Below are 20,466 nucleotides of genomic sequence, written 5' to 3'. Positions count from 1 at the left end.
CACTTCTAATTCATAAAATTATGTTTACTCAATTATTAAAACTCATTTATATAGTCCCGGTGTGCCTGTTAGGTGCTACCGGTGTATATACGAGTTCTAATAATTTTGACGTTGCAGATCTTTCTTCAAACTCCTATCACAATCGTTTTAATAGCAACATAGCAGAGTGGACTACAAAAGCACACATAGCCTCTGATAGTTTAAAAAGCAAAAAAATAAACCCGCCTAAAACTAATAAACCTTTAACCTTAAACATAACCGTTAAGAACCCTAAGGAAGCTTACGTACCCGGGCAAAAACATACTTTGGCTTTAGAATTACAGTTAGCCGAAGGCGAAATCAATAATTTTAATCTGGAACCTATTCTGCCTAAAGACTGGAAATTAATTTCATCCAGCAAAATAGAAAAGCTAGACAGCCGTAACGCTAAACTGGTGCTTGTTAGTTTCTTTATACCTAGAAATACCCCTCCAGGTACTGTAACAATTCAATTGAAATTAACAGAGGTGACAGGTAACCGGTCACTAAGTAAAGATTTTTCAATTCAAATAGCAGAAAATTATGACCTGGAAGTTTTCCTGATTTCAGGTCCACAAAACGTTAAGGCAGGTGAACGTATAGTTTCTAAATTTGGCGTACGTAATATTGGCAATATGGCTCAGCAGGTAGCATTATCTTCAAATGCAAAAATTGAAGTTGAGACTATGTTAATACTAGAACCATCTGTCACACAAACTGTAGAAGTTACCAGAAACACAGATGCTAAGCATTACTATGTTATGACTTTAGGCTCTTATTTACAGGTAACTAATTCTAAAAAAGAAACCTTAAAGAGCTTTTCAAATACAACTGTTTTCCCAAGTAAAATTGAGCAAAAAGATGCTTTTTTTAGGTTTCCTATACGGGCTAGTTTTAATTATAACAGCTATACATCACCTAACACTCATTTTTCTACAATTTCTGGTGAGCTATCTGGTGACGGCTTTTTAGACCTAAACAAAAAACACCATCTTAATTTTATTTTGAGAGCTCCACAACAACAAACCTTAAAACGTTTTGGTGTTACAGATCAATACAGTCTAATTTATAATTACGATGATCAAACGACAATTTATCTGGGTGATCACGCCTATTTCATAAATCGTTTAGGCTTTGATAACCGTTTCGGGCTAGGTTTTAGAGTAGATCAAAGAGTAAAAAACTGGACGTTTACTGCCTTTTATTCTAACCCACGTTTATTCACATTTAATGATAGTCCGCTTTATGGAACGCAGGTTAAATATGCATTTAATTCAAAACTTCAAATGGGTTTATCGCTAACCTCATCTAAAGGTACTATAAGAGGCGCCAGTAATAAAATAGAAGCAAATGAAAATGAAAAAGGCCAGATTGCTACCTTATCATTAGATTATAAAAGCGAAAATACGTTTATTGAATCTGAATTTTCAGGAAGTTTTACAAATTTATATACCGATTATGCCGGGTATTTAAATTTGATACAAACCTATAAAAACCTCACCTACAGCGGCACGCTTACAATTACAGGTGAAAATTATTTTGGTTCGATTAGGAACAGTCTTCAGTATTCAAATAACCTATTTTATAAATTTAATAAATGGAATGTTTCTGCTGGCAATACCGTTTCTCGCGTTAATCAACGACTTGACCCCTTGTTTTATGCAGCAGAACCCTACTTTGAAAATACCTTTATACTTTTAGGTTACCGCTTTAATCAAAAACATTCTGTAGATGTGCGTGCAGATCAAAGACAACGTGAAGACCAGTTAGAGCCTAAATCATACTTCTATAAAGAAAAAGGAATCACCTACAGATATCTCTTTTCAGGGGGGCGTTTTAATTTCAATTTTAATGGTCGTGTATCAAAAACGCGTAATCTACTCAGTAATTTTGATGGGTATAGAGATTCGTATGCTCATAATGCCAATGCCTCGTATCTGTTATTTTCTGGCTTATCCCTGCGAGTAGGATTAAATCACAATTATAATAATAGATATGGTAATTCTGGACTTAGTACGAGTTATACACGGTACAATCTGGGTGTAAATTATAACCTTAATAAAGTAATAAACTTTAACGGTTCTTATAATAGTGGTTTTAGTCCAGATGACAGTTATTTAAGGAGGGACTTTATTAATGCAAACCTTGCCGTTCGCGTCTCTAAAAATCATTTATTTGAAATTAGAGCTAATTATTTTGAGAATGCGGGAGCTATTAATAACCGTGAACTTTTGGCCTTCGGAAAATACACCTACTCCTTTGGCGCACCATTAAAACGTACAATGGAACAAGGTGGTGTTGACGGATTTATTTTTTCTGAAGATGACACTATTTCGGTAGAAAATATTAAAATAATAACTACAGGACAGCGTATAGCTTCAGATGAACAAGGAGAATTTCGCCTAAACAATTTACCTCTGGGAAAAAATTATGTTTTTATAGATGACAGCAGTCTTCCTGAAAATATTGTAAGTACCAGAAAAGCGCCTTTTGAAGTAAATGTCACCTCAGATAACACAGCAGATTTATCTATAGAATTGGTGAAAGCGGCTGTGGTAACCGGTAAAATTAATTTGATATCTAAGAAAGATACTATTGGTTATAAGGGATATGTAAAATTATCTGGAGCTGATTATAACTATTTTATTGAAACAGATGCAAGCGGCAGTTTTACCTTTAAAAATATTGTACCCGCCACGTATACACTTACTCTCATACGCTTTAAAGAAGAGAACGATTATGAGAAAATGAGTGATTATAAAATAACGGCCAGCTCCGGCAAGCAAGAAGACATTCAAATTTATCTAACAGCTAAAGAACAAAAAATAAAGTTTAACACTACTAACTTTATAATAAGTAATTAACGATGAGCAAGCAATTACTACTTAATATGACATTTTTCATTCTGGTTTTTCAGCAGACATTAGGTGCGCAGGAAACTATAAATGCAAACAATATCAGTGCCTTTATTTTAGGTGGTGGTCAAGAGGTTGTCTCAGCGGTATTAGATTTACAACCTATACATATTGTTGATTTAGAACCTGAGAACGCTATACCAGCAGGAAATACTGTAGTAGTTTCAGAAGCCGGTAAACCATTTGCGGGCATAGGATCTCCAAGTACCGGTGACTTTTGGTTAAATTTTACATACAGGGGTGCTAATTTTCAAAATGCAAGAATATATGCGAGTACAAATTTGCCCATACCTTCAAATATGACCATTACGCTTCAGGTTATAAACACTGCATCTATAAACGGTCAGTTTGCAGCTAACCCTAATTTATCTCCAGTAAGTTTATCTACGACAGCGCAAGTTCTGGTTTACGACTTCGCAAATGGATTTACGGGCGATGGCGAAAACACGGGATATCAAATTAGATATCAAATTAACAATCCCAATGCGCTCTCATTACCCAGTGGTTTTGAAATGGTTTTTGAGATAAAATAATAACGCTTATGAATCGGTATTTATCACTTTTAATAGCTTTATGCTCATTGTTTAGTTTACAAGCCCAGCTTTTAAATGGTACCTTAGATGTAAATGGTATGCCTAGCTTTATACAGTCATTTCAGGATACCGTACAAGAAGCAGGTATAGATGATAACAGCATAGGTTTTGAAAGCGCAATAGATGCAAATCAAATAAGTTTTGTACTTAATCCTATTTTAATTCTCTCGTCTTCCACGCTTTGTAGCGATAATGTTTTTAGATACAGTGTTTTTATGCATACTCAGAATGCACCCCAAAATCTAACGGTAAAGGCGAAAACTTATACAAACAGCGGATTTCGGTTTCCTTCATTTAGCATATATGATATTTTAATCATTAAACCCCTGGGACCTCGTGATTTGACAGCTACAAATGGAGGTAATTATGTTACAATACCTAATGATGCCTCTCAGGCAATTAAAGTTTGTGAATTTGTAGGATGTAGAACAGACATTCCCATTCAATTTAAAATAGAAGCAAGTTCGCTTGTACAGGCAGGAGTTTCTAACTTTAATATTTATTATACCGTTGTCGCAAGTTTATTGTAAATAACATCATCAAAATAGATTGTATTCTATTATTACGGAATACTACGTATTAAGTGCGCATTAGAAGATAAAAAATGTAAATCTATTTTATTAAAAGTTTATTATCATCCATTAAACTATAGTTAACCGCTAACTATCTAAAAACACAAATTGCTACTCAATTAAGATTAATCTTTGGCAAAAAATAACAGACCATGATTAACTTTATAACCACTAAAAATGATATAACTCTAAGTGGAAAACTTACTAGCGAGAATGTTTCTGAAATACAACATAAAATAGAGAATACGCTATGTGACTATAACCAATTAAATATTAGACTTAGCACATTAGATCTCATTGACATCTCTGGTATTTATATGTTGTATCTCATAGCGAAAAGTGCAGAGTCTAAAAATAAAGAAATATGTTTAATAGGTCTAAATTCTGTCATTTTTCAAAGTGCACTAAAGGCCTCCGGAATTCACGAGTTATTTGTAAAAAATTTCTGCTGTAAATCCCGAAAACAAAAGGATCAGGCTGTCTAAAAAAGAAAAAACATAGCTTTTATATATTTGAATAGGTATAGCTAAAACTTCTTCTTATTTAATCTCTTAGTCAAATGCTTTAATAGAAAAGAAAAGTGCGCTAACTTCGGATTTCAAAATTTTGATAACTCTAATCCAGTTCCATGCACTATTCTAAAATTGTCTTTCTTGGCACCACACTGCTAACTTTATCGAGTTGTGGGATTAAAAATTCTGCTTTACACGTAACGGTTACAAATACTTTAAATACAGAACGTTCTTTTGAAACAGTATCTGTAGATCTCAACCGGGTAACTGTGTTTAATATTAAAGATACAGCAACGACCGTGGCCGTTATACACACAAAGTCTAAAGATACGTTAACGAGTCAGTTAGTTGATGAAGATGGTGATGGCGTAGCAGATGTGGTTATTTTTCAGCCTAAAATAGCTGCTAAAAGCGCAAATACTTACAATCTTATAAGCATCTCAAAAAGATCTGAAGCAAAACCAGACGACCCTGCTGTTTATTCGCGTTTTGTACCAGAGCGTACAGATGATTATGCCTGGGAAAATAACAAAGTGGCGTTTAGAACTTATGGTCCCGTGGCTCAAAAAATGGTTGAAGACAATGTACCCGGTGGTACACTGTCAAGCGGAATAGACGCCTGGCTTAAGCGAGTTGATTACCCTATTATTAATAAATGGTATAAAAAAATGACTTCGGGAGCCGGAACCTATCACGAAGATACGGGCGAAGGTTTAGATAATTTTCACGTAGGTGCAAGTCGAGGAATAGGTGGTATTGCTGTAAAAAAAGATTCAACTTATTACTATTCTAAAAATTTCACTACGTGGAAGACTTTAGCGACAGGACCCTTACGCACCAGTTTTATTCTCGAGTACGAAGATTGGGATGCTAATGGAACCCAAATAACCGAGCAGAAAAAAATATCTCTCGACTACGGAAGCAATTTTTCTAAGTTTGAAATCACAATTACCGGTGCAGATACCGTTTCTGCCGGCCTTACCTTACACTCCAACACCGGGAAAACTTCAGTAAATGAAGAAAATAAATGGATTTCCTATTGGGAACACATTGATGATTCTGATTTAGGTTCAGCACTAATTATTCCGCAAGGACTTCAAGCTACAGAAAAGTATCTTACACCAAAGCAAGATGAAAGCAACCTTTACGCGCATATAAACGTTGAGAATAATAAAGTCGTTTATTATGCAGGTTTTGGTTGGAAAAAAAGTGGCCAGTTTGCAAATGAGCAGGAATGGTTAGCTTTTTTAAATACGACTTCAGAAAAATTATCAAACCCATTACAAGTTAGTTTTTCCAAGTAAATCAATTCTAAACCCACAAAAAAGCCTCATTTCAAAATTAGAATTGAGGCTTTTTTTTTAAGATTAAAAATGTGCTCATTAATCTGTTTCAGATTGCCTAAAGTCTGGAAAACCCTTCTCATCCCAGTTAACAATACGAGCTCGTGTGTGCCTGTTAAAGTCTTGTAGCGAGTTTCCGCGTATTTGTTTATAAACACGTGCGTGATAAATTAATACATCTGTATTGCCATCTTCTGCAACAGTAAACGAATTGTGACCGGGACCATATCTCCTTACTTCCTCATTAGTTGAAAATACAGGAGTTTCAGATTTATGCCAGTTTGCTAAATTCATTAAATCTGCTTGCTCATCTACCCAGAGCAAACCTATAGCATAATTACTATCTGTTGCACTTGCAGAATAAGTAACAAAAATTTTACCGTTACGTTTGATCACTGCGGGACCTTCGTTTACCTTATAACCTACACGTTCCCATTCAAATTCAGGATCTGATATAATTAATTCTTCCCCTTTAAGTTGTGTAGGAGTTTCCATTTTAGACAATACCAGGGAGGTGTTTTCTCCTTCCCGAACACTTTGTGCCCATATTAAATAGCGCTCTCCATTATGTTCAAATGTAGTAGCATCTAGCGAAAAAGAATCTCTTTCAGTCTTAATTTGACCTTCCTCAACCCATTCTCCTTCCAACGGGTTTTCTGATGAATTTGAAAGTGCATACATACGTATATGCCAAACATCTTCGACATCTCCCGCTGCAAAATAAATAATCCATTTCCCATCAATTTTATGCAATTCTGGAGCCCAGATATGCGCTCCCATAATGCCAGTATTATGTTTTGTCCAGATCACTTTAGTTTCCGCAGTACCTAAGCCATTAAGTGATTTTGACTGGCGTAGTTCTATACGATCATATTCAGGGACGGTAGCAATAAAATAATAAGTCCCGTCTGTATCTTTATACACCCACGGGTCTGCACGTTGGGGTACAATGGGATTATTATAGGTTATTTTACTGCTATCTCGCAGTTTTGCCACAGGTTTACAGCTTTGAAAATACAAAACGGTAAACAGCATTATAAAACAAATGGAAAATTTAAAGAGTTTCATTTTAGTGAAATTTAGCAAAGTTTAAATATAAGTGTTTATTTCACATTTTAATTATATTTTCTCCAAATCACGTCTTTGTAAAACAAAAAATGCCTTACGATAAACGCAAGGCACTTTAGAATTAAACGCAATTTTTATTTTAAATAACTCCCAGCTGCTTACCTACTTTAGTAAATGCTGCAACTGCTTTTGTGATATGCCCATCTTCATGAGCTGCAGATAACTGTACTCGAATACGTGCTTTTTCTTGCGGCACTACTGGGTAGAAAAATGCAATCACATAAATACCTTCTTCTAATAATTTTGCTGCAAATTCCTGAGCGACCTTAGCATCGTACAGCATTATAGGAACAATAGGATGCACTCCCGGTATAATATCAAAGCCTGCATCTGTCATTTCTTTTCTAAAACGTTTTGCGTTGTTTTGAACTTTTGCAATTAAATCTGCAGAAGTGCTCAACATGTCTATAGCTTTTATAGAGGCTCCTGCAATTGCGGGAGCCAGCGTATTTGAAAATAAATACGGTCTCGATTTTTGACGCAGCATATCTACAATCTCTTTTCGGGCGGCAGTAAAACCACCAGAAGCGCCACCTAAGGCCTTACCGTAGGTTCCTGTAATTATATCAACACGTCCCATCACATTATTGTACTCGTGACTACCTTTACCGTTCTCACCTATAAAACCGGTAGCGTGGCAATCATCTACCATTACCATAGCATCGTATTTATCGGCCAGATCACAAATTTTGTCCAGTTGTGCAATCGTACCATCCATAGAAAATACGCCGTCTGTAACAATTAACTTTCTTCGGGCTCCTGAAGCTTTTTTCAATTCTTCTTCCAGAGCGTCCATATTGTTATGACTGTATCGGTGACGGGCAGCTTTACATAAACGTATGCCGTCTATAATACTGGCGTGATTTAACTCGTCAGAAATAATCGCATCTTCTTTGCCCAAAATAGGCTCAAAAACACCGCCGTTAGCATCAAAAGCTGCAGCATATAAAATACAGTCCTCAGTTCCTAAAAACTCAGCTGTTTTGCGTTCTAGTTCTTTGTGAATGTCTTGAGTCCCACAAATAAAACGCACAGAAGAGAGACCAAAACCGTGTGTTCTTATTGCCGAAATTCCTGCCTCAATAATATCTGGATGTGCAGACAGACCTAAATAATTGTTTGCGCAAAAGTTTAAAACTTCAGATCCGTTTTGTGTATTTATTTTAGCCCGTTGAGGTGTAGTTATTATGCGTTCCTCTTTATAAAGACCGGCTTCCCGTATTTCTTCTAGTTCGTTCTGTATATTTTCTCTTACTGATGTAAACATAGTGTGATTTTTATGCGTGTTGTTTCTGATTGTTATTTCTTTTTAACTCGAGTTGCTTCAGCATTTCCTGAGTCATTTTTGCAAGATCGTATTTTGGTTTCCAACCCCACTCTGCCTGTGCAGCACGATCGTCTAGTGATATAGGCCAGCTTTCTGCAATTGCTTGTCTATGATCTGGTTTGTACGCGGCTTTAAATTCTGGAATGTGTTTTTGAATCGCTTCTAAAAGCTCTTTAGGCGAAAAACTAATTCCCTGAATGTTATAACCTACTGTTTTTACAGCTTCCTTAGGTGCTTCCATTAATTGAAGTGTTGCTTCAATGGCATCATCCATATATAACATAGGTAACTGTGTATCTTCTTGAAGATAACTTACAAAATTCTCTCCACTAATTGCTTTATGAAAGATATCTACTGCATAATCTGTTGTACCACCACCGGGTAAGGATTGATAACTTATTAGCCCGGGATAACGTAAGCAACGTACATCTAAGTCGTATTTAGCATTGTAATAACGTGCCCAATGTTCACCGGCTACTTTACTTATACCGTAGACAGTTGTAGGATGCAGCGCAAAATCGTGAGGCACGTGTTCTTTGCGAGCATCTGGACCAAAAACAGCTATTGAACTTGGGAAAAACACCTTTTTAATAGCATTTAAACGCGCTACCTCAAGAACATTAAAAAAAGTAGAATTGTTTAAATCCCACGTTTGCAGAGGTTTCTCTTCTCCTTTTGCAGATAATATTGCTGCAAGGTGGTAAATCTGAGTGATTTTTTGTTGTCTTACAACTTCATCTAATGCTTGAATATCTGTAGCATCAAGCTTTAGGGTTTTGCAACTAAATCCTTCTCGTATATGAAGATCTGTAGCTACTACAGCATCAGATCCGTATTTAGATATTAGCGCATCAGTAAGTGCTGTTCCCAACTGACCAAAGGCTCCGGTAATTAATATTTTTGGCTCTTTCATAACAACTTTATTTCAATATAAAATTAGAAAAAAGAGTACCCAAACCATATAATAAACTGCTAAATCCTATAAATTAAGTAAATTTATCTTTAAAATAGGATTGTTACCAAGGTATAATCTAATACAGCCTTTTACTATCCTTATAAACAGTAAAATTCTCTTTATGGAAACACTTGATGAAACCGATTTGAAAATTTTAAGAATATTACAGGAAGATGCGAAGAAAACAACAAAAGACATTGCAGAACAACTACACCTAACGGCATCGCCTGTATACGAGCGAATACGGCGCTTAGAGAAAAAGGGATATATAAAAAACTATGTAGCCATTTTAGATAAAAAAATGCTTAACAGGCCGGTAACAGCAATTTGTATGGTATCCCTTCGCTATCATAATGAGGGTTTTATAGACACGTTTGAACGCCAAATAAAAGAACTTGTTGAAGTACAGGAATGCTACCATATGGCGGGTAAAGTAGACTTTTTCTTAAAAATTCATTTAGGAGGCCTTGAAGAGTACCACGAGTTTGTGCGCAGTAAACTTTCAAAAATTCAGAATATAGGCGTATTAGAAAGTTATTTTGTACTGAAAGAAATACACAATACCACAGCTATAGATTTTTAAATCAAAGCGTAATATGCTTATTTGATGCACGCTTATACCCTTCTATTTTCAATTGATTGGGTGTGATTTCTACCAGACTAAAAGTGTTATTTTCAAGTCCTTTATAATCTACCATACCCAGTTGGGTAACATAGTGTATGCCATTGATCTCCTTAAAATCTTCAGCATGTACGTGGCCGTGAAAGCACGCAATCACGTTTCCGTTTGCCTCCATTAGCTGCTGAATTTCGGCGTAATTAGTCACGTGGAATTTTGAGCCCTCTTTATAATATTCATATAAAGGATGATGGCAAAAAACAACGGTAGGCAAAACTGAGTTTGCCAATAAATTTGCAAACCAGTCCACCTCTTTTTTAGGAATAGTAGCATTTTCCCAATCTGATCCTTCGGCAAAATAATGCGAAGTCCCATTTGCATCATAATTTGCATCTAATACAATAAACTGCATTCCATTTGCCGTATATGCATAATAGCTTTGTGCAATTTCCTGGCCGGTATTTAGAATGTTTTTTAGAAACTGCTCTTTGGTAATACTGTCAACGTCGTGGTTACCCAGCGCGTGATAGTTTGCTCCTTCAAACTCTTGAAAAACAGCTTCTATCTCTTTAAGATAACCAAGGGTATCTTCCGTTTTTGCACCTGCATCCTGATCTTTAAAATCACCCAAATGAATCAGAAAATCTAATTCTTGTGTACTTAAAGTTGCAATTGCTTCTCTCATTTTAGGAATAGAATCTTTATAAAAACGAGTTCCCACCGGTTCCCGATTTGCATAATGGGAGTCTGTCAAAATTCCAAAACGGATTTTAAAATTTCTTTTGCTATCACAACTTAATAACAGACTAGGCATTGCTAAAATTGTTGTTCCGGTTAAGGCAAAAAGCTTCAGTGAGTTGCGTCTGCTAAGGTGATATGAATTCATAAAATAAAGTTTTGATGCCACAATTTAGAGATTCTTTCCGTTATAAAATTAGCGTGTTAACGGCTATAAAGAAATACTAAAGAATTGAGCAGCTCATTAAGTTTTAGTAATCTTGAATTGTAAATCACCGCAATAAATTAAAATTTTCAACCCTTGAAAAATACAATTCTCTCTCTGTTTATACTGTTTGCTTCCTTAGTTTTTGCCCAGGAAAGCCAATTACAACTTCTAGATCTGCAACTTAATAACTACGAATATCCTTATGAAGTAAGCAGCATAACTATTTCGATTCAAAATCAAGAATTAGAAATGGCTTATATGGATGTGAAACCGAAAAATTACAACGGTAAAAATATAATGTTGCTGCACGGTAAAAACTTTAACGGTGCCTACTGGAAAACTACTATTGATGCATTAACTGCCGAAGGTTACCGGGTAGTTGTTCCTGATCAAATAGGATTTGGAAAATCTTCAAAACCAGACCATTTTCACTATACCTTTCAACAACTAGCGTTAAATACTAAAGCAGTTCTAGACGCTATAGGTATATCTAATACAGCAGTTTTAGGGCATTCTATGGGTGGTATGCTCGCGACACGATTTGCGCTTATGTTTCCTGAAATTACCGAAAAATTAATTCTCGAAAACCCAATTGGTCTTGAAGACTGGAAATTAAAAGTGCCCTACAAACCTGTTGAATGGTGGTATGAGAACGAACTTAAAAAGGATTATAAGGCTATTAAAAAATATCAATTAGAGAGCTATTATGATGGGAATTGGGATCCTGCTTATGATGAGTGGGTGAACTTATTAGCAGGGTGGACACTCAATTCTGACTATAAAACCATTGCCTGGAACGCTGCACTTACCTATGATATGATTTTTACACAACCTGTTGTCTATGAATTTTCTGAACTTAAAGTGCCTACATTATTAATTATAGGTACCCGCGACCGTACTGCTTTAGGCAAACCTTTAGTATCTGAAAACATACGTAAAACAATGGGATTGTATGATAAGCTAGGTAAAGATACTCAACAAAAAATCCCTAACAGCACGTTAGTAGAAATCGAAAATACCGGTCACCTACCCCATATAGAACGTTTTGAAAAATTTATAGTTCCTTTGAAAAGTTTTTTAAAGAACTAGTGACAAAGGTTTAACGAGATGCATTTTTGCAGTTTAAGAATTGAAATACAACACTAATACTATCTAAATTTAAAAATGGCATCAGGAAAAATCGCAAATACGAGCATTCGCAACTATACAGATTTAGAATTAGTAAAAATTGTTACTGTTGAAGTTCATAAACACCACCCGGATACTATTAAAGCTGCAGAACGCGAACTCTCAAAACGTTCTGTTTCTAAAATGCAAATGGCTAGTTTAGTTAAAGCAGCAGCACAACAAAATATAGCTGTACAGGAAATACAGTCTTATGTCACTAATTCTGGAGTTCGGTTTTTAAATTTTACTATAGACTTTGTGGTTTTTATACTATTAATTCTTGCAGGCACATTTATTTTGGATGCTGTATTTAGCACATCCAATAAAGAACTGCTCTTAAGTATAGGTTATGGTATGGTCTTTATATTGTTTTTAGTTTATTATGGTGTATCTGAATATTTCTTTCAAAAAACTCTGGGAAAGTATTTTACTAAAACTAAAGTAGTAAACCTTGATGGTTCTAAACCCGGTGCGCTTGCGATACTTATACGTACCTTATGCAGGCTTATCCCTTTTGACCGTTTGTCATTTCTACTTTTTAAAAAGGGTTTTCACGACAAACTATCACACACACAGGTAATTAAAGATTAAGTAAATTTTATTCTTAAATTAAAATAAACAACTGTGTATGTGAACGCTTTTAGCTTAATTTCGCCGCCTTTAAATAAATCTGCAAATGTTAAAAAAAGAACTTATACAAGAACTGAAAGAGCGTTTAAACAAACGTCTTGAACAACTGCGTGAGACCAAAGCAGGACTTATAGAATCACGAGAAAGTGACGGAAAAAGCAGTGCAGGTGACAAATATGAAACCGGCGTTGAAATGATTCAGCAGGAGATGGAGCGCACGCAAGGACAAATAGATCAAACTGAAAAGCAAAAAGAAGTTTTAAGCCGTATTAGTCTTACTCCTAACACTATTATAGGAGACGGAAGTTTAGTTCAAACAGATAAAGCCAGTTATTTTATTGGGATTCCTTTTGGAGAATTAAAACTTGCAACAGGCAATGTTTATTGCATTTCAACGGCATCACCCATAGGAGAATTATTAACTGGTGCACAGGTAGGAGAAACAGTTACTTTTAGAGATCAGATAATAAAAATTGTTGAGATCAAGTAACTCTAAATTCGCTATTTTTTAAAAACCGATTCAAGCAATTGATGCAGTTCTTTTTTACGCACTGGTTTTAATATAAATCCGTTTAACTCAGGGTAACTTTCTATTCGCATTTTATCACAGCTTCTATTTGATGAGGTTACCAAATAAATCATAATCTCATCAAACTGGTCTATTTTAAGTTCTCTAAAAGCATTTAAAAACCCCCAACCGTCAAGATAGGGCATGTTTATATCTAATAAAATTAGTTTAGGCAACTGTATATTATCTTCTTTTACTTTTTTAAAATAATTAATACCTAATTCGCCATCTGTAATAGTCACAACATTTAAATCCCGACAATAGGTATTGCACATATGCCCTACGACAAATAAGTAGACATCATCATCATCTATAAGCACTATGTCTGCAGCCTGACTCATTCCTTAAAAATAATTTTGAATGTGGTTCCCTTATTTACCGCACTTTCAATTTCAATAGTTGCTTCTAGATTTTCGATTTGAGATTTTACTATAAATAACCCCATACCCTTACCAGAATATCCTCTGTGAAATCGTTTATATAATTTAAAAACATCTTTACCGTGCAGATCTAAGTCTATTCCTAAACCGTTATCAATTACATAAAGCACTTTTTGTCCATTTTCAATTTGGGTTTCAAATTTTATAAATGATGCTATATCTGTTCTTCTGTACTTAATTGAATTAGACATAAAACTTTGAACAATACTCTTAAAATAAAATTTTGAAAATATAACATGATCCCAGGATTGAAGATTTGTTAGAACTTTAAAGTTTAAATTATTACTCAATAATTCTGGAAAGTCATTTTCTACACTTTCTATAATAACCTTTATATTTATATTTTTTTTATCGATCTCATTCTCACTTAATATTGATACATATTCGCGTATATCATCTGTAATGATGCTTATATTATCATTTATCTGAGATAGTTTTGGTAATAATAAATCTAATTCATTTGTGGTTTGCACTTCCTTAAGAAGATCAACAACAGTAGACATACTGGTAACAGGCGCTCGCAGGTTGTGAGAAACTAAATAATTAAATTCTTCAAGTTGTTTATTACGCGTTTTTAGCCTGCTGTTAGATTCTGTCAACTTTTGATTAAACTCTTCTAACGAAGCTTCACTTAACCGAAGATTTTCATTTTTTTGCTTGATAGCATTTAGCATCAAGCGTTCATTAACTTTTCTTTTTTCAACTATATAGGCAATTACAAAAATTGCTAGTGCTCCAAAACAATTAAAAATTATAAAAAACCGAAAAATTGGACCCACTACTAAATCTACAGCTTCAGCAGGAACTTCGTGTAAAATAGCCCATTGAGTAGGAGTTACAATTGTTTTTGATGTCTTACTAACAATACTGTCTAAAGACTTATTTGTTGGGAAATTAAATTTACTTAAGGTCCAAATTGCACCTTCATTTTGAAATGTAGTATCTTCAAATGTCTTAAAATAAGTTGCTGTTTTATCTGCAACTCGTATTATTTGAGAAGTATCTTGAAGCTCATAAGATAGTGGTAAAGAAGAGACATTGGTTGTAATGACATTTAAATTTTGGTCAACTAAGTACAGATTACTTAACGTAATTTGCTGGTTTAATTGATTGAAAATTCGAGTCATATTAAAATTAATAATTACTAAAGCCTTCAGATTATCCTGATGATCGTAAATAGGCGAAATACCACGCATTACCGGCTTTAAAGGAATTTCAATTTCACCGTTTTCCCTATTAAGGTTAATTCTAGAAAGATAAATTTCATCCCTTTTTAGTAAAATACCTTGCTTAAAATAATCGCGATGATATTTGTTTTGTAGTTTTCCCTTCTTAAGATTTCCTAATTGATCCCGCTCATAACGCAATAATTCGTTACCGCTTAAATCAACAATTCTAAATTGATCAAAATCCCTTAATTCGTCTATAATTTTAAAATAATGGTTACCGGCAATTGAATCTGTAGATAATTCAGCTATATAATTTGCATTAATAACATCACCCCAATGCTCTGTACTAAATGAGACAGTTTGAAATAGATTTTCTAAAAGGTCTTTTTTATTTTTAATGGTTCGGTCTTCAACAACTGAGAAAACCTCAATAAGATGATCATACTGAAATTTACTCCACAGAAATGTAAAGAGCAATACAGGCAAATATATAATCAGAAAACGTTTAAGTATTTTTATCCCCATGCAATTTAGATTAACAGTCTCGTATAAGTATTTTTTACTTAATATGGTTACAAGTAATTGTAAAATAATATCAATATATAAGTATGAAATAGATAACCTTACGTACTTAAAACTCTGGTTTTAGGGAATAACCATTCATTATTATAGCGGTTGAAGTTTTAAAAATAAAGAACTGCTTTATTAAACTAAGAGACTTATTCTTACAAACAAAATATATTAATTTTAAAAAATCACTCTCAATTAAACCAACGAATACTACTTTAATAATCAAATGATAATTAGTGACATAGCAAACGTTTTTAATATATTTAATTCTTATGGATTACAGAAAGTACTAGTATTATTTGTGAAGAATATCTCTTTAACGGAGTAATTGGCATTTTGCAGTACTTAAAAAAAATTGACAATTACTTGACAGTTTTTTTTACCATTATAAGCAAACTATCTAACTAGTAATTTTTTTATCATTTTAAACGGCTATACTTAAGCCACCCATCTCAGTTGTGGAGGCCTTTAAATCTATAGGTTTTTGAAGATATCCTTTTATAAAATTAAATGACTTACAGATTTCTTTTAATGCAATTTCTGAAAAATTAGAAACCACGTATAAAGATGTTTCTTTTTTCGTTTTAAGTTCTAATTTATCTAACTCATTAAGAAACTCCCAGCCGTTCATTACAGGCATATTAATATCAACAAGCATTAAATCAGGATAAGCTATTTCCCGGGATTCATTTGCTAAATATTCTAACGCTTCCAGGCCATTTTTAAATGGAATAATATTAACATCGCTCAATTGAGCTCTTAATTTTTTTTGCATCCCATAACGATAAACTGCATCATCATCAATTAAAAAAATAGTTGTAGTTAAATCCATATAATAAAATAATTAAAAAATTAAAGTCTTTTAAATATTTAGGGGACTCAAAGAACGTTAGTTAATCGATTAAGTTAATTATTTTTAACAAAATAATCGATGAATAACAACTAGTCGTAGAATTTTACAAGTTAAACGATTAAGTTAACTATATTTTCAATCCATATAAGCAAAATATTTTATTCGTAATTAAGATCAATTCAGCCATTTATAAGTTAAACTGAATTATATTTCCAAAAAAAAACCGGCAAAAAATGCCGGTTTATAATTTCTTAAAAATACAACTTTTAATGTTTAAATAATGGTCTGTGCCCCATCATTGCATTAACCTCGTCTGCTATACTTTCTAGCTTCTCATCATTATCAAAATTAGTAAGAGCAGCATCTATAAGGTCTACGACTTTTTTCATATCTGCCTCAACAAGACCTCGGGTAGTAACAGCTGCAACTCCTATACGCATACCTGAAGTTACAAATGGCGAACGGGTATCAAAAGGTACCATATTCTTATTAACTGTGATATCTGCTTTTCCTAAAGCTTCTTCTGCATCTTTACCAGAAATGTCCTTATTTCTTAAGTCTATAAGCATCATGTGATTGTCTGTTCCGCCAGAAATGATATCGTATCCTTTCTCTACAAAAGCAGCAGCCATAACCGCAGCATTTTTCTTAACCTGAACCATATAATGTAAGAAATCATCGGTAAGCGCTTCTCCAAAGGCGATTGCCTTTGCAGCAATAATATGTTCTAAAGGTCCACCTTGATTTCCTGGAAAAATACCACTGTCTAATAGAGAAGACATCATGCGTAAACTTCCATTCTTTAGTTTAATACCAAATGGGTTTTCAAAATCTTTACCCATTATAATTAACCCTCCACGTGGGCCACGCAGCGTTTTATGAGTAGTTGTTGTACAAATATGACAATGTGGTACAGGATCACCTATAATACCTTTTGCGATTAATCCCGCCGGGTGTGCCATATCACATAATAAAATAGCACCTACTTTATCTGCTATCTCGCGAAAACGCTTATAATCTATCTCACGGCTATAAGCAGATGCTCCCGCAATGATCATTTTAGGTTGTTCTTGTATCGCAAGCTCTTCTATCTTATCGTAATTTAAGAGACCGGTTTCTTTATCTACCCCGTAAAATACCGGATTGTATATACGTCCTGAAAAATTTACCGGTGAACCGTGTGTTAAATGCCCTCCGTGTGATAAGTCAAAACCTAAAAATGTTTCTCCCGGTTTCATCACTGCATGAAATACAGCAGTATTTGCCTGTGAGCCAGAATGCGGTTGTACGTTTGCATATTCTGCTCCAAAAAGTTCTTTTGCGCGCTCTATCGCAATGGTTTCTACTTCATCTACCACTTCACACCCGCCATAGTAGCGTTTGCCGGGGTATCCCTCTGCATATTTATTAGTTAATACAGAACCTGCAGCCTCCATAACTTGCTCGCTGACGAAGTTTTCTGAAGCAATTAACTCTAAACCATTAAGTTGGCGTTGTTTTTCCTCTTGAATTAGATCAAAGATTTCGGTATCCCGTTGCATGCGATATAAAGTTTGTTAAATTAGGTTCAAAAGTAGTGAATACATGCCTTTGGTACTATTTTAATTCTATATTTGAAATGAGCATTTACTAACATTTTATTAAAAATCTATGCCCTCAAAGACTAACGATCCAAAACGCAAAACCTGGTTAGAAACATCTGCAGACACAGATTTCCCTATTCAAAATATACCTTTTGGTGTGTTTTTAACCAGAGATGACATTATCACCATAGGTACACGTATAGGTGATTTTGCCATAGATCTGGGAGCCTTACATCAATTAGGGTATTTTAGCGAAATCCCCCTTACAGACGATATTTTCTTACAAGACAGCTTAAATGATTTTATAGCAGACGGTCGCAAGACCTGGCGTGCAGTACGTAATCGCATTTCAGTAATTTTTGAGGCGGGAAATGCCGAATTACGAGATCAAAAAGACCATCGTGAACGTGTTATTTTTGCTATGGATGAAGTCGAAATGCAGCTTCCGGTACAAATAGGCGATTATACAGATTTTTACAGTAGTAAAGAACATGCCATAAACGTAGGGTCTTTATATCGTGATCCTCAAAACGCTTTGTTACCTAATTGGATGCATTTACCGGTAGCCTATCACGGGCGTAGCAGTTCTATAATACCATCAGGTATTTCTGTACACAGACCACAGGGACAAAAATTACCTAATGGCGCTACAGAACCTATATTTGGCCCATCACGTCAACTTGATTTTGAATTGGAGATGGCTTTTATTACTACAGATGCTAACGAGCTGGGGCAACCTATTCCTGTAGATCAAGCCGAAGAATATATATTTGGATTGGTCTTGTTTAATGACTGGAGTGCGCGCGACATTCAACGTTGGGAGTACGCTCCTCTAGGTCCGTTTTTAGGAAAAAACTTTGCTTCTTCAGTATCCTGCTGGATTGTTACGCTAGATGCCTTAGAGCCTTTCCGAACCGCAAGTCCTAAACCTGAAAAAGACCTATTACCGTATTTACAATACAGCGGTAAAAAAACATTCGATATTAATCTTGAAGTAAGCATTAAGCCCGAAAATAAAGAAGAAACGGTGGTTACTAATTCTAACTTTAAACACCTCTACTGGAATATGAGCCAGCAACTGGCGCATCACACTGTTAACGGTTGTCCCGTAAATAGTGGAGATATGATGGGAAGTGGTACGATATCGGGTTCTACTCCTAAATCATTTGGGTCTATGCTAGAATTAAGCTGGAAGGGTTCTAAACCGGTTAAGCTTAATGATGGTGGTGACCGTAAATTTATTGAAGATAAAGACACGGTAATTATGCGAGGTTACTGCGAGAAACCTGGTGCAGTACGTATAGGTTTTGGCGAGGTAAAAACTAAAATACTACCTGTTTTTAAACCGAAGAAAAAATAAAAAGGAATTTCAATAAAAAAAGAGCAACAGGGTTGCTCTTTTTTTTTGCTTTTAAACTCAAATTCTTCTTTTTGGAAAAAATTTAAGTGTATATACTTATTACCACTTAATAATAGCACTCGCCCAGGTAAACCCGCTACCAAAAGCAGCAAGTACAACCGTATCTCCTTCTTTAATTTTACCTTTTTCCCAGGCCTCAGTTAAGGCGATAGGGATTGATGCCGCAGTGGTATTTCCGTATTTTTGAATATTATTATATACCTGGTCATCATTTAAACCAAACTGCTTTTGTACAAATTGAGAAATTCTAAGGTTTGCCTGATGCGGTATCAACATATCAATATCTTCAGCCTTCAGTTTATTTTTCTCAAGACCTTCAACAATCACTTCAGAAAAACGCACAACTGCATTTTTAAATACAAATTGACCATTCATATACGGGTAATACGGGATATCTTCCTGCGGATTTTTTTCAATCAATTCAGGCACCCATTCCATAGTACTTGGTCCTTTTAAAGAAAGCTCTAAGGCGTGTTTACCTTCACTATGTAAATGTGTAGATAAAATACCTTTTGCATTGTCTTCTTCTCGGGTAAGTACTGCCGCTCCTGCCCCATCACCAAAAATGACTGATACATTACGCCCACGCGTGGTCATATCTAAACCGCCACTGTGATTTTCTGAACCTATTACCAATATATTTTTATACATCCCGGTTTTTATAAACTGGTCTGCTGTAGAGAGGGCATAGATAAAACCACTACATTGATTACGTACATCTAAAGCAGGTACGGTACGCATATCTAGCATTTCCTGCACCTGCACACCACAGCCCGGAAAATAATAATCTGGACTTAACGTAGCAAAAACAATCATGTCTATATCCTGCGCAGTCATTTTTGCACGTTCTAAAGCGATTTTTGCAGCTTTTACACCCATAACTGCGGTGCTGTTGCCGTCTCCGTCTTTTATATGACGGCGTTCTTTGATACCGGTACGCTCTTGTATCCAGGCGTCATTGGTTTCCATAATCTTAGACAAATCATCATTTGTCACTATATTTTCGGGAACATAGGCTCCCATTCCTGCAATTCGAGAATTATACATAGGGTAATAAATATGAGATATAATTAGTAGTACCAGAATTTCTGATGCCATAAACCGCGGAAAGATACAGATTCTGCAATTTTAAATGCTT

Annotated in this window: 19 protein-coding genes; 10 read left to right on the top strand and 9 right to left on the bottom strand. The window is 34.9% G+C overall.

Annotated features, from left to right (window positions below):
- Positions 1 to 20 precede the first annotated feature (20 nt).
- From ACEN25_RS05235 to ACEN25_RS05215, 5 genes are all read left to right on the top strand, one after another.
- Positions 21 to 2,882 carry a hypothetical protein gene (locus ACEN25_RS05235; RefSeq protein ID WP_441801985.1) on the top strand — a complete coding sequence of 954 codons (2,862 nt, stop codon included), beginning with the start codon at positions 21 to 23 and terminating at the stop codon, positions 2,880 to 2,882.
- Between the two features lie 2 nt (positions 2,883 to 2,884).
- Positions 2,885 to 3,466 (top strand): hypothetical protein, encoded by a 582-nt coding sequence (locus ACEN25_RS05230; RefSeq protein ID WP_441801984.1) that lies wholly within the window; start codon positions 2,885 to 2,887, stop codon positions 3,464 to 3,466.
- An 8-nt stretch (positions 3,467 to 3,474) separates the two neighbouring features.
- The gene (locus ACEN25_RS05225) at positions 3,475 to 4,056 is read left to right on the top strand and encodes a hypothetical protein (protein WP_441801983.1); all 582 of its coding nucleotides are present in this window, start codon (positions 3,475 to 3,477) and stop codon (positions 4,054 to 4,056) included.
- A gap of 194 nt (positions 4,057 to 4,250) precedes the next feature.
- Positions 4,251 to 4,583 (top strand): STAS domain-containing protein, encoded by a 333-nt coding sequence (locus ACEN25_RS05220; protein WP_441801982.1) that lies wholly within the window; start codon positions 4,251 to 4,253, stop codon positions 4,581 to 4,583.
- Between the two features lie 143 nt (positions 4,584 to 4,726).
- Positions 4,727 to 5,914 carry a DUF4861 family protein gene (locus ACEN25_RS05215; RefSeq protein WP_441801981.1) on the top strand — a complete coding sequence of 396 codons (1,188 nt, stop codon included), beginning with the start codon at positions 4,727 to 4,729 and terminating at the stop codon, positions 5,912 to 5,914.
- A gap of 78 nt (positions 5,915 to 5,992) precedes the next feature.
- Here ACEN25_RS05215 and ACEN25_RS05210 read toward each other — a convergent pair whose 3' ends face one another.
- From ACEN25_RS05210 to ACEN25_RS05200, 3 genes are all read right to left on the bottom strand, one after another.
- Positions 5,993 to 6,949 carry a glycoside hydrolase family 43 protein gene (locus tag ACEN25_RS05210; protein WP_441801980.1) on the bottom strand — a complete coding sequence of 319 codons (957 nt, stop codon included), beginning with the start codon at positions 6,947 to 6,949 and terminating at the stop codon, positions 5,993 to 5,995.
- A 211-nt stretch (positions 6,950 to 7,160) separates the two neighbouring features.
- The gene (kbl, locus tag ACEN25_RS05205) at positions 7,161 to 8,348 is read right to left on the bottom strand and encodes a glycine C-acetyltransferase (RefSeq protein ID WP_441801979.1); all 1,188 of its coding nucleotides are present in this window, start codon (positions 8,346 to 8,348) and stop codon (positions 7,161 to 7,163) included.
- 10 nt (positions 8,349 to 8,358) lie between these two features.
- On the bottom strand, positions 8,359 to 9,321 hold the full coding sequence (locus ACEN25_RS05200) for an NAD-dependent epimerase/dehydratase family protein (RefSeq protein WP_441801978.1): 963 nt from the start codon (positions 9,319 to 9,321) through the stop codon (positions 8,359 to 8,361).
- Positions 9,322 to 9,484: 163 nt separating this feature from the next.
- On the opposite strand from ACEN25_RS05200, the gene ACEN25_RS05195 reads away from it, so the two are divergent.
- Positions 9,485 to 9,946 carry an Lrp/AsnC family transcriptional regulator gene (locus ACEN25_RS05195; RefSeq protein WP_028374753.1) on the top strand — a complete coding sequence of 154 codons (462 nt, stop codon included), beginning with the start codon at positions 9,485 to 9,487 and terminating at the stop codon, positions 9,944 to 9,946.
- A 1-nt stretch (position 9,947) separates the two neighbouring features.
- Here the strand turns inward: ACEN25_RS05195 and ACEN25_RS05190 are convergent, their stop codons facing one another.
- The gene (locus tag ACEN25_RS05190) at positions 9,948 to 10,868 is read right to left on the bottom strand and encodes a metallophosphoesterase family protein (protein WP_441801977.1); all 921 of its coding nucleotides are present in this window, start codon (positions 10,866 to 10,868) and stop codon (positions 9,948 to 9,950) included.
- 153 nt (positions 10,869 to 11,021) lie between these two features.
- On the opposite strand from ACEN25_RS05190, the gene ACEN25_RS05185 reads away from it, so the two are divergent.
- The 3 genes from ACEN25_RS05185 (at position 11,022) to ACEN25_RS05175 (ending at position 13,215) form a co-directional block, all read left to right on the top strand.
- Complete coding sequence (locus tag ACEN25_RS05185) at positions 11,022 to 12,017, top strand: alpha/beta fold hydrolase (protein WP_441801976.1); 996 nt, start codon at positions 11,022 to 11,024, stop codon at positions 12,015 to 12,017.
- Positions 12,018 to 12,092: 75 nt separating this feature from the next.
- The gene (locus ACEN25_RS05180; protein WP_441801975.1) at positions 12,093 to 12,686 is read left to right on the top strand and encodes an RDD family protein; all 594 of its coding nucleotides are present in this window, start codon (positions 12,093 to 12,095) and stop codon (positions 12,684 to 12,686) included.
- Positions 12,687 to 12,771: 85 nt separating this feature from the next.
- Positions 12,772 to 13,215, top strand: a complete 444-nt coding sequence (locus ACEN25_RS05175) for a 3-oxoacyl-ACP synthase (protein ID WP_441801974.1) — start codon at positions 12,772 to 12,774, stop codon at positions 13,213 to 13,215.
- 11 nt (positions 13,216 to 13,226) lie between these two features.
- On the opposite strand, the gene ACEN25_RS05170 is transcribed toward ACEN25_RS05175, so the two are convergent.
- The 4 genes from ACEN25_RS05170 to glyA form a co-directional block, all read right to left on the bottom strand.
- Positions 13,227 to 13,634, bottom strand: coding sequence for a response regulator (locus ACEN25_RS05170; RefSeq protein ID WP_441801973.1), 408 nt, complete (start codon positions 13,632 to 13,634; stop codon positions 13,227 to 13,229).
- Positions 13,631 to 15,427, bottom strand: a complete 1,797-nt coding sequence (locus ACEN25_RS05165; RefSeq protein WP_441801972.1) for a sensor histidine kinase — start codon at positions 15,425 to 15,427, stop codon at positions 13,631 to 13,633. Before ACEN25_RS05165 ends, ACEN25_RS05170 begins: the two co-directional genes overlap by 4 nt.
- A 469-nt stretch (positions 15,428 to 15,896) precedes the next feature.
- Positions 15,897 to 16,304 (bottom strand): response regulator, encoded by a 408-nt coding sequence (locus ACEN25_RS05160; RefSeq protein ID WP_441801971.1) that lies wholly within the window; start codon positions 16,302 to 16,304, stop codon positions 15,897 to 15,899.
- A 287-nt stretch (positions 16,305 to 16,591) separates the two neighbouring features.
- Positions 16,592 to 17,866 (bottom strand): serine hydroxymethyltransferase, encoded by a 1,275-nt coding sequence (glyA, locus tag ACEN25_RS05155; protein ID WP_441801970.1) that lies wholly within the window; start codon positions 17,864 to 17,866, stop codon positions 16,592 to 16,594.
- A 109-nt stretch (positions 17,867 to 17,975) separates the two neighbouring features.
- On the opposite strand from glyA, the gene fahA reads away from it, so the two are divergent.
- Positions 17,976 to 19,268: a fumarylacetoacetase gene (fahA, locus tag ACEN25_RS05150; RefSeq protein WP_441801969.1), complete on the top strand. Its 1,293-nt coding sequence runs from the start codon at positions 17,976 to 17,978 to the stop codon at positions 19,266 to 19,268.
- A 99-nt stretch (positions 19,269 to 19,367) separates the two neighbouring features.
- Here fahA and ACEN25_RS05145 read toward each other — a convergent pair whose 3' ends face one another.
- Entirely contained in the window at positions 19,368 to 20,375 is a 1,008-nt protein-coding gene (locus ACEN25_RS05145; RefSeq protein ID WP_028374745.1) for a 3-oxoacyl-ACP synthase III family protein, read from the bottom strand.
- Positions 20,376 to 20,466: the final 91 nt, after the last annotated feature.

The sequence above is a fragment of the Leeuwenhoekiella sp. W20_SRS_FM14 genome (assembly GCF_052119605.1).
Taxonomy (GTDB): Bacteria; Bacteroidota; Bacteroidia; order Flavobacteriales; family Flavobacteriaceae; genus Leeuwenhoekiella.
This window is presented reverse-complemented; position numbering and strand designations above follow the sequence as displayed.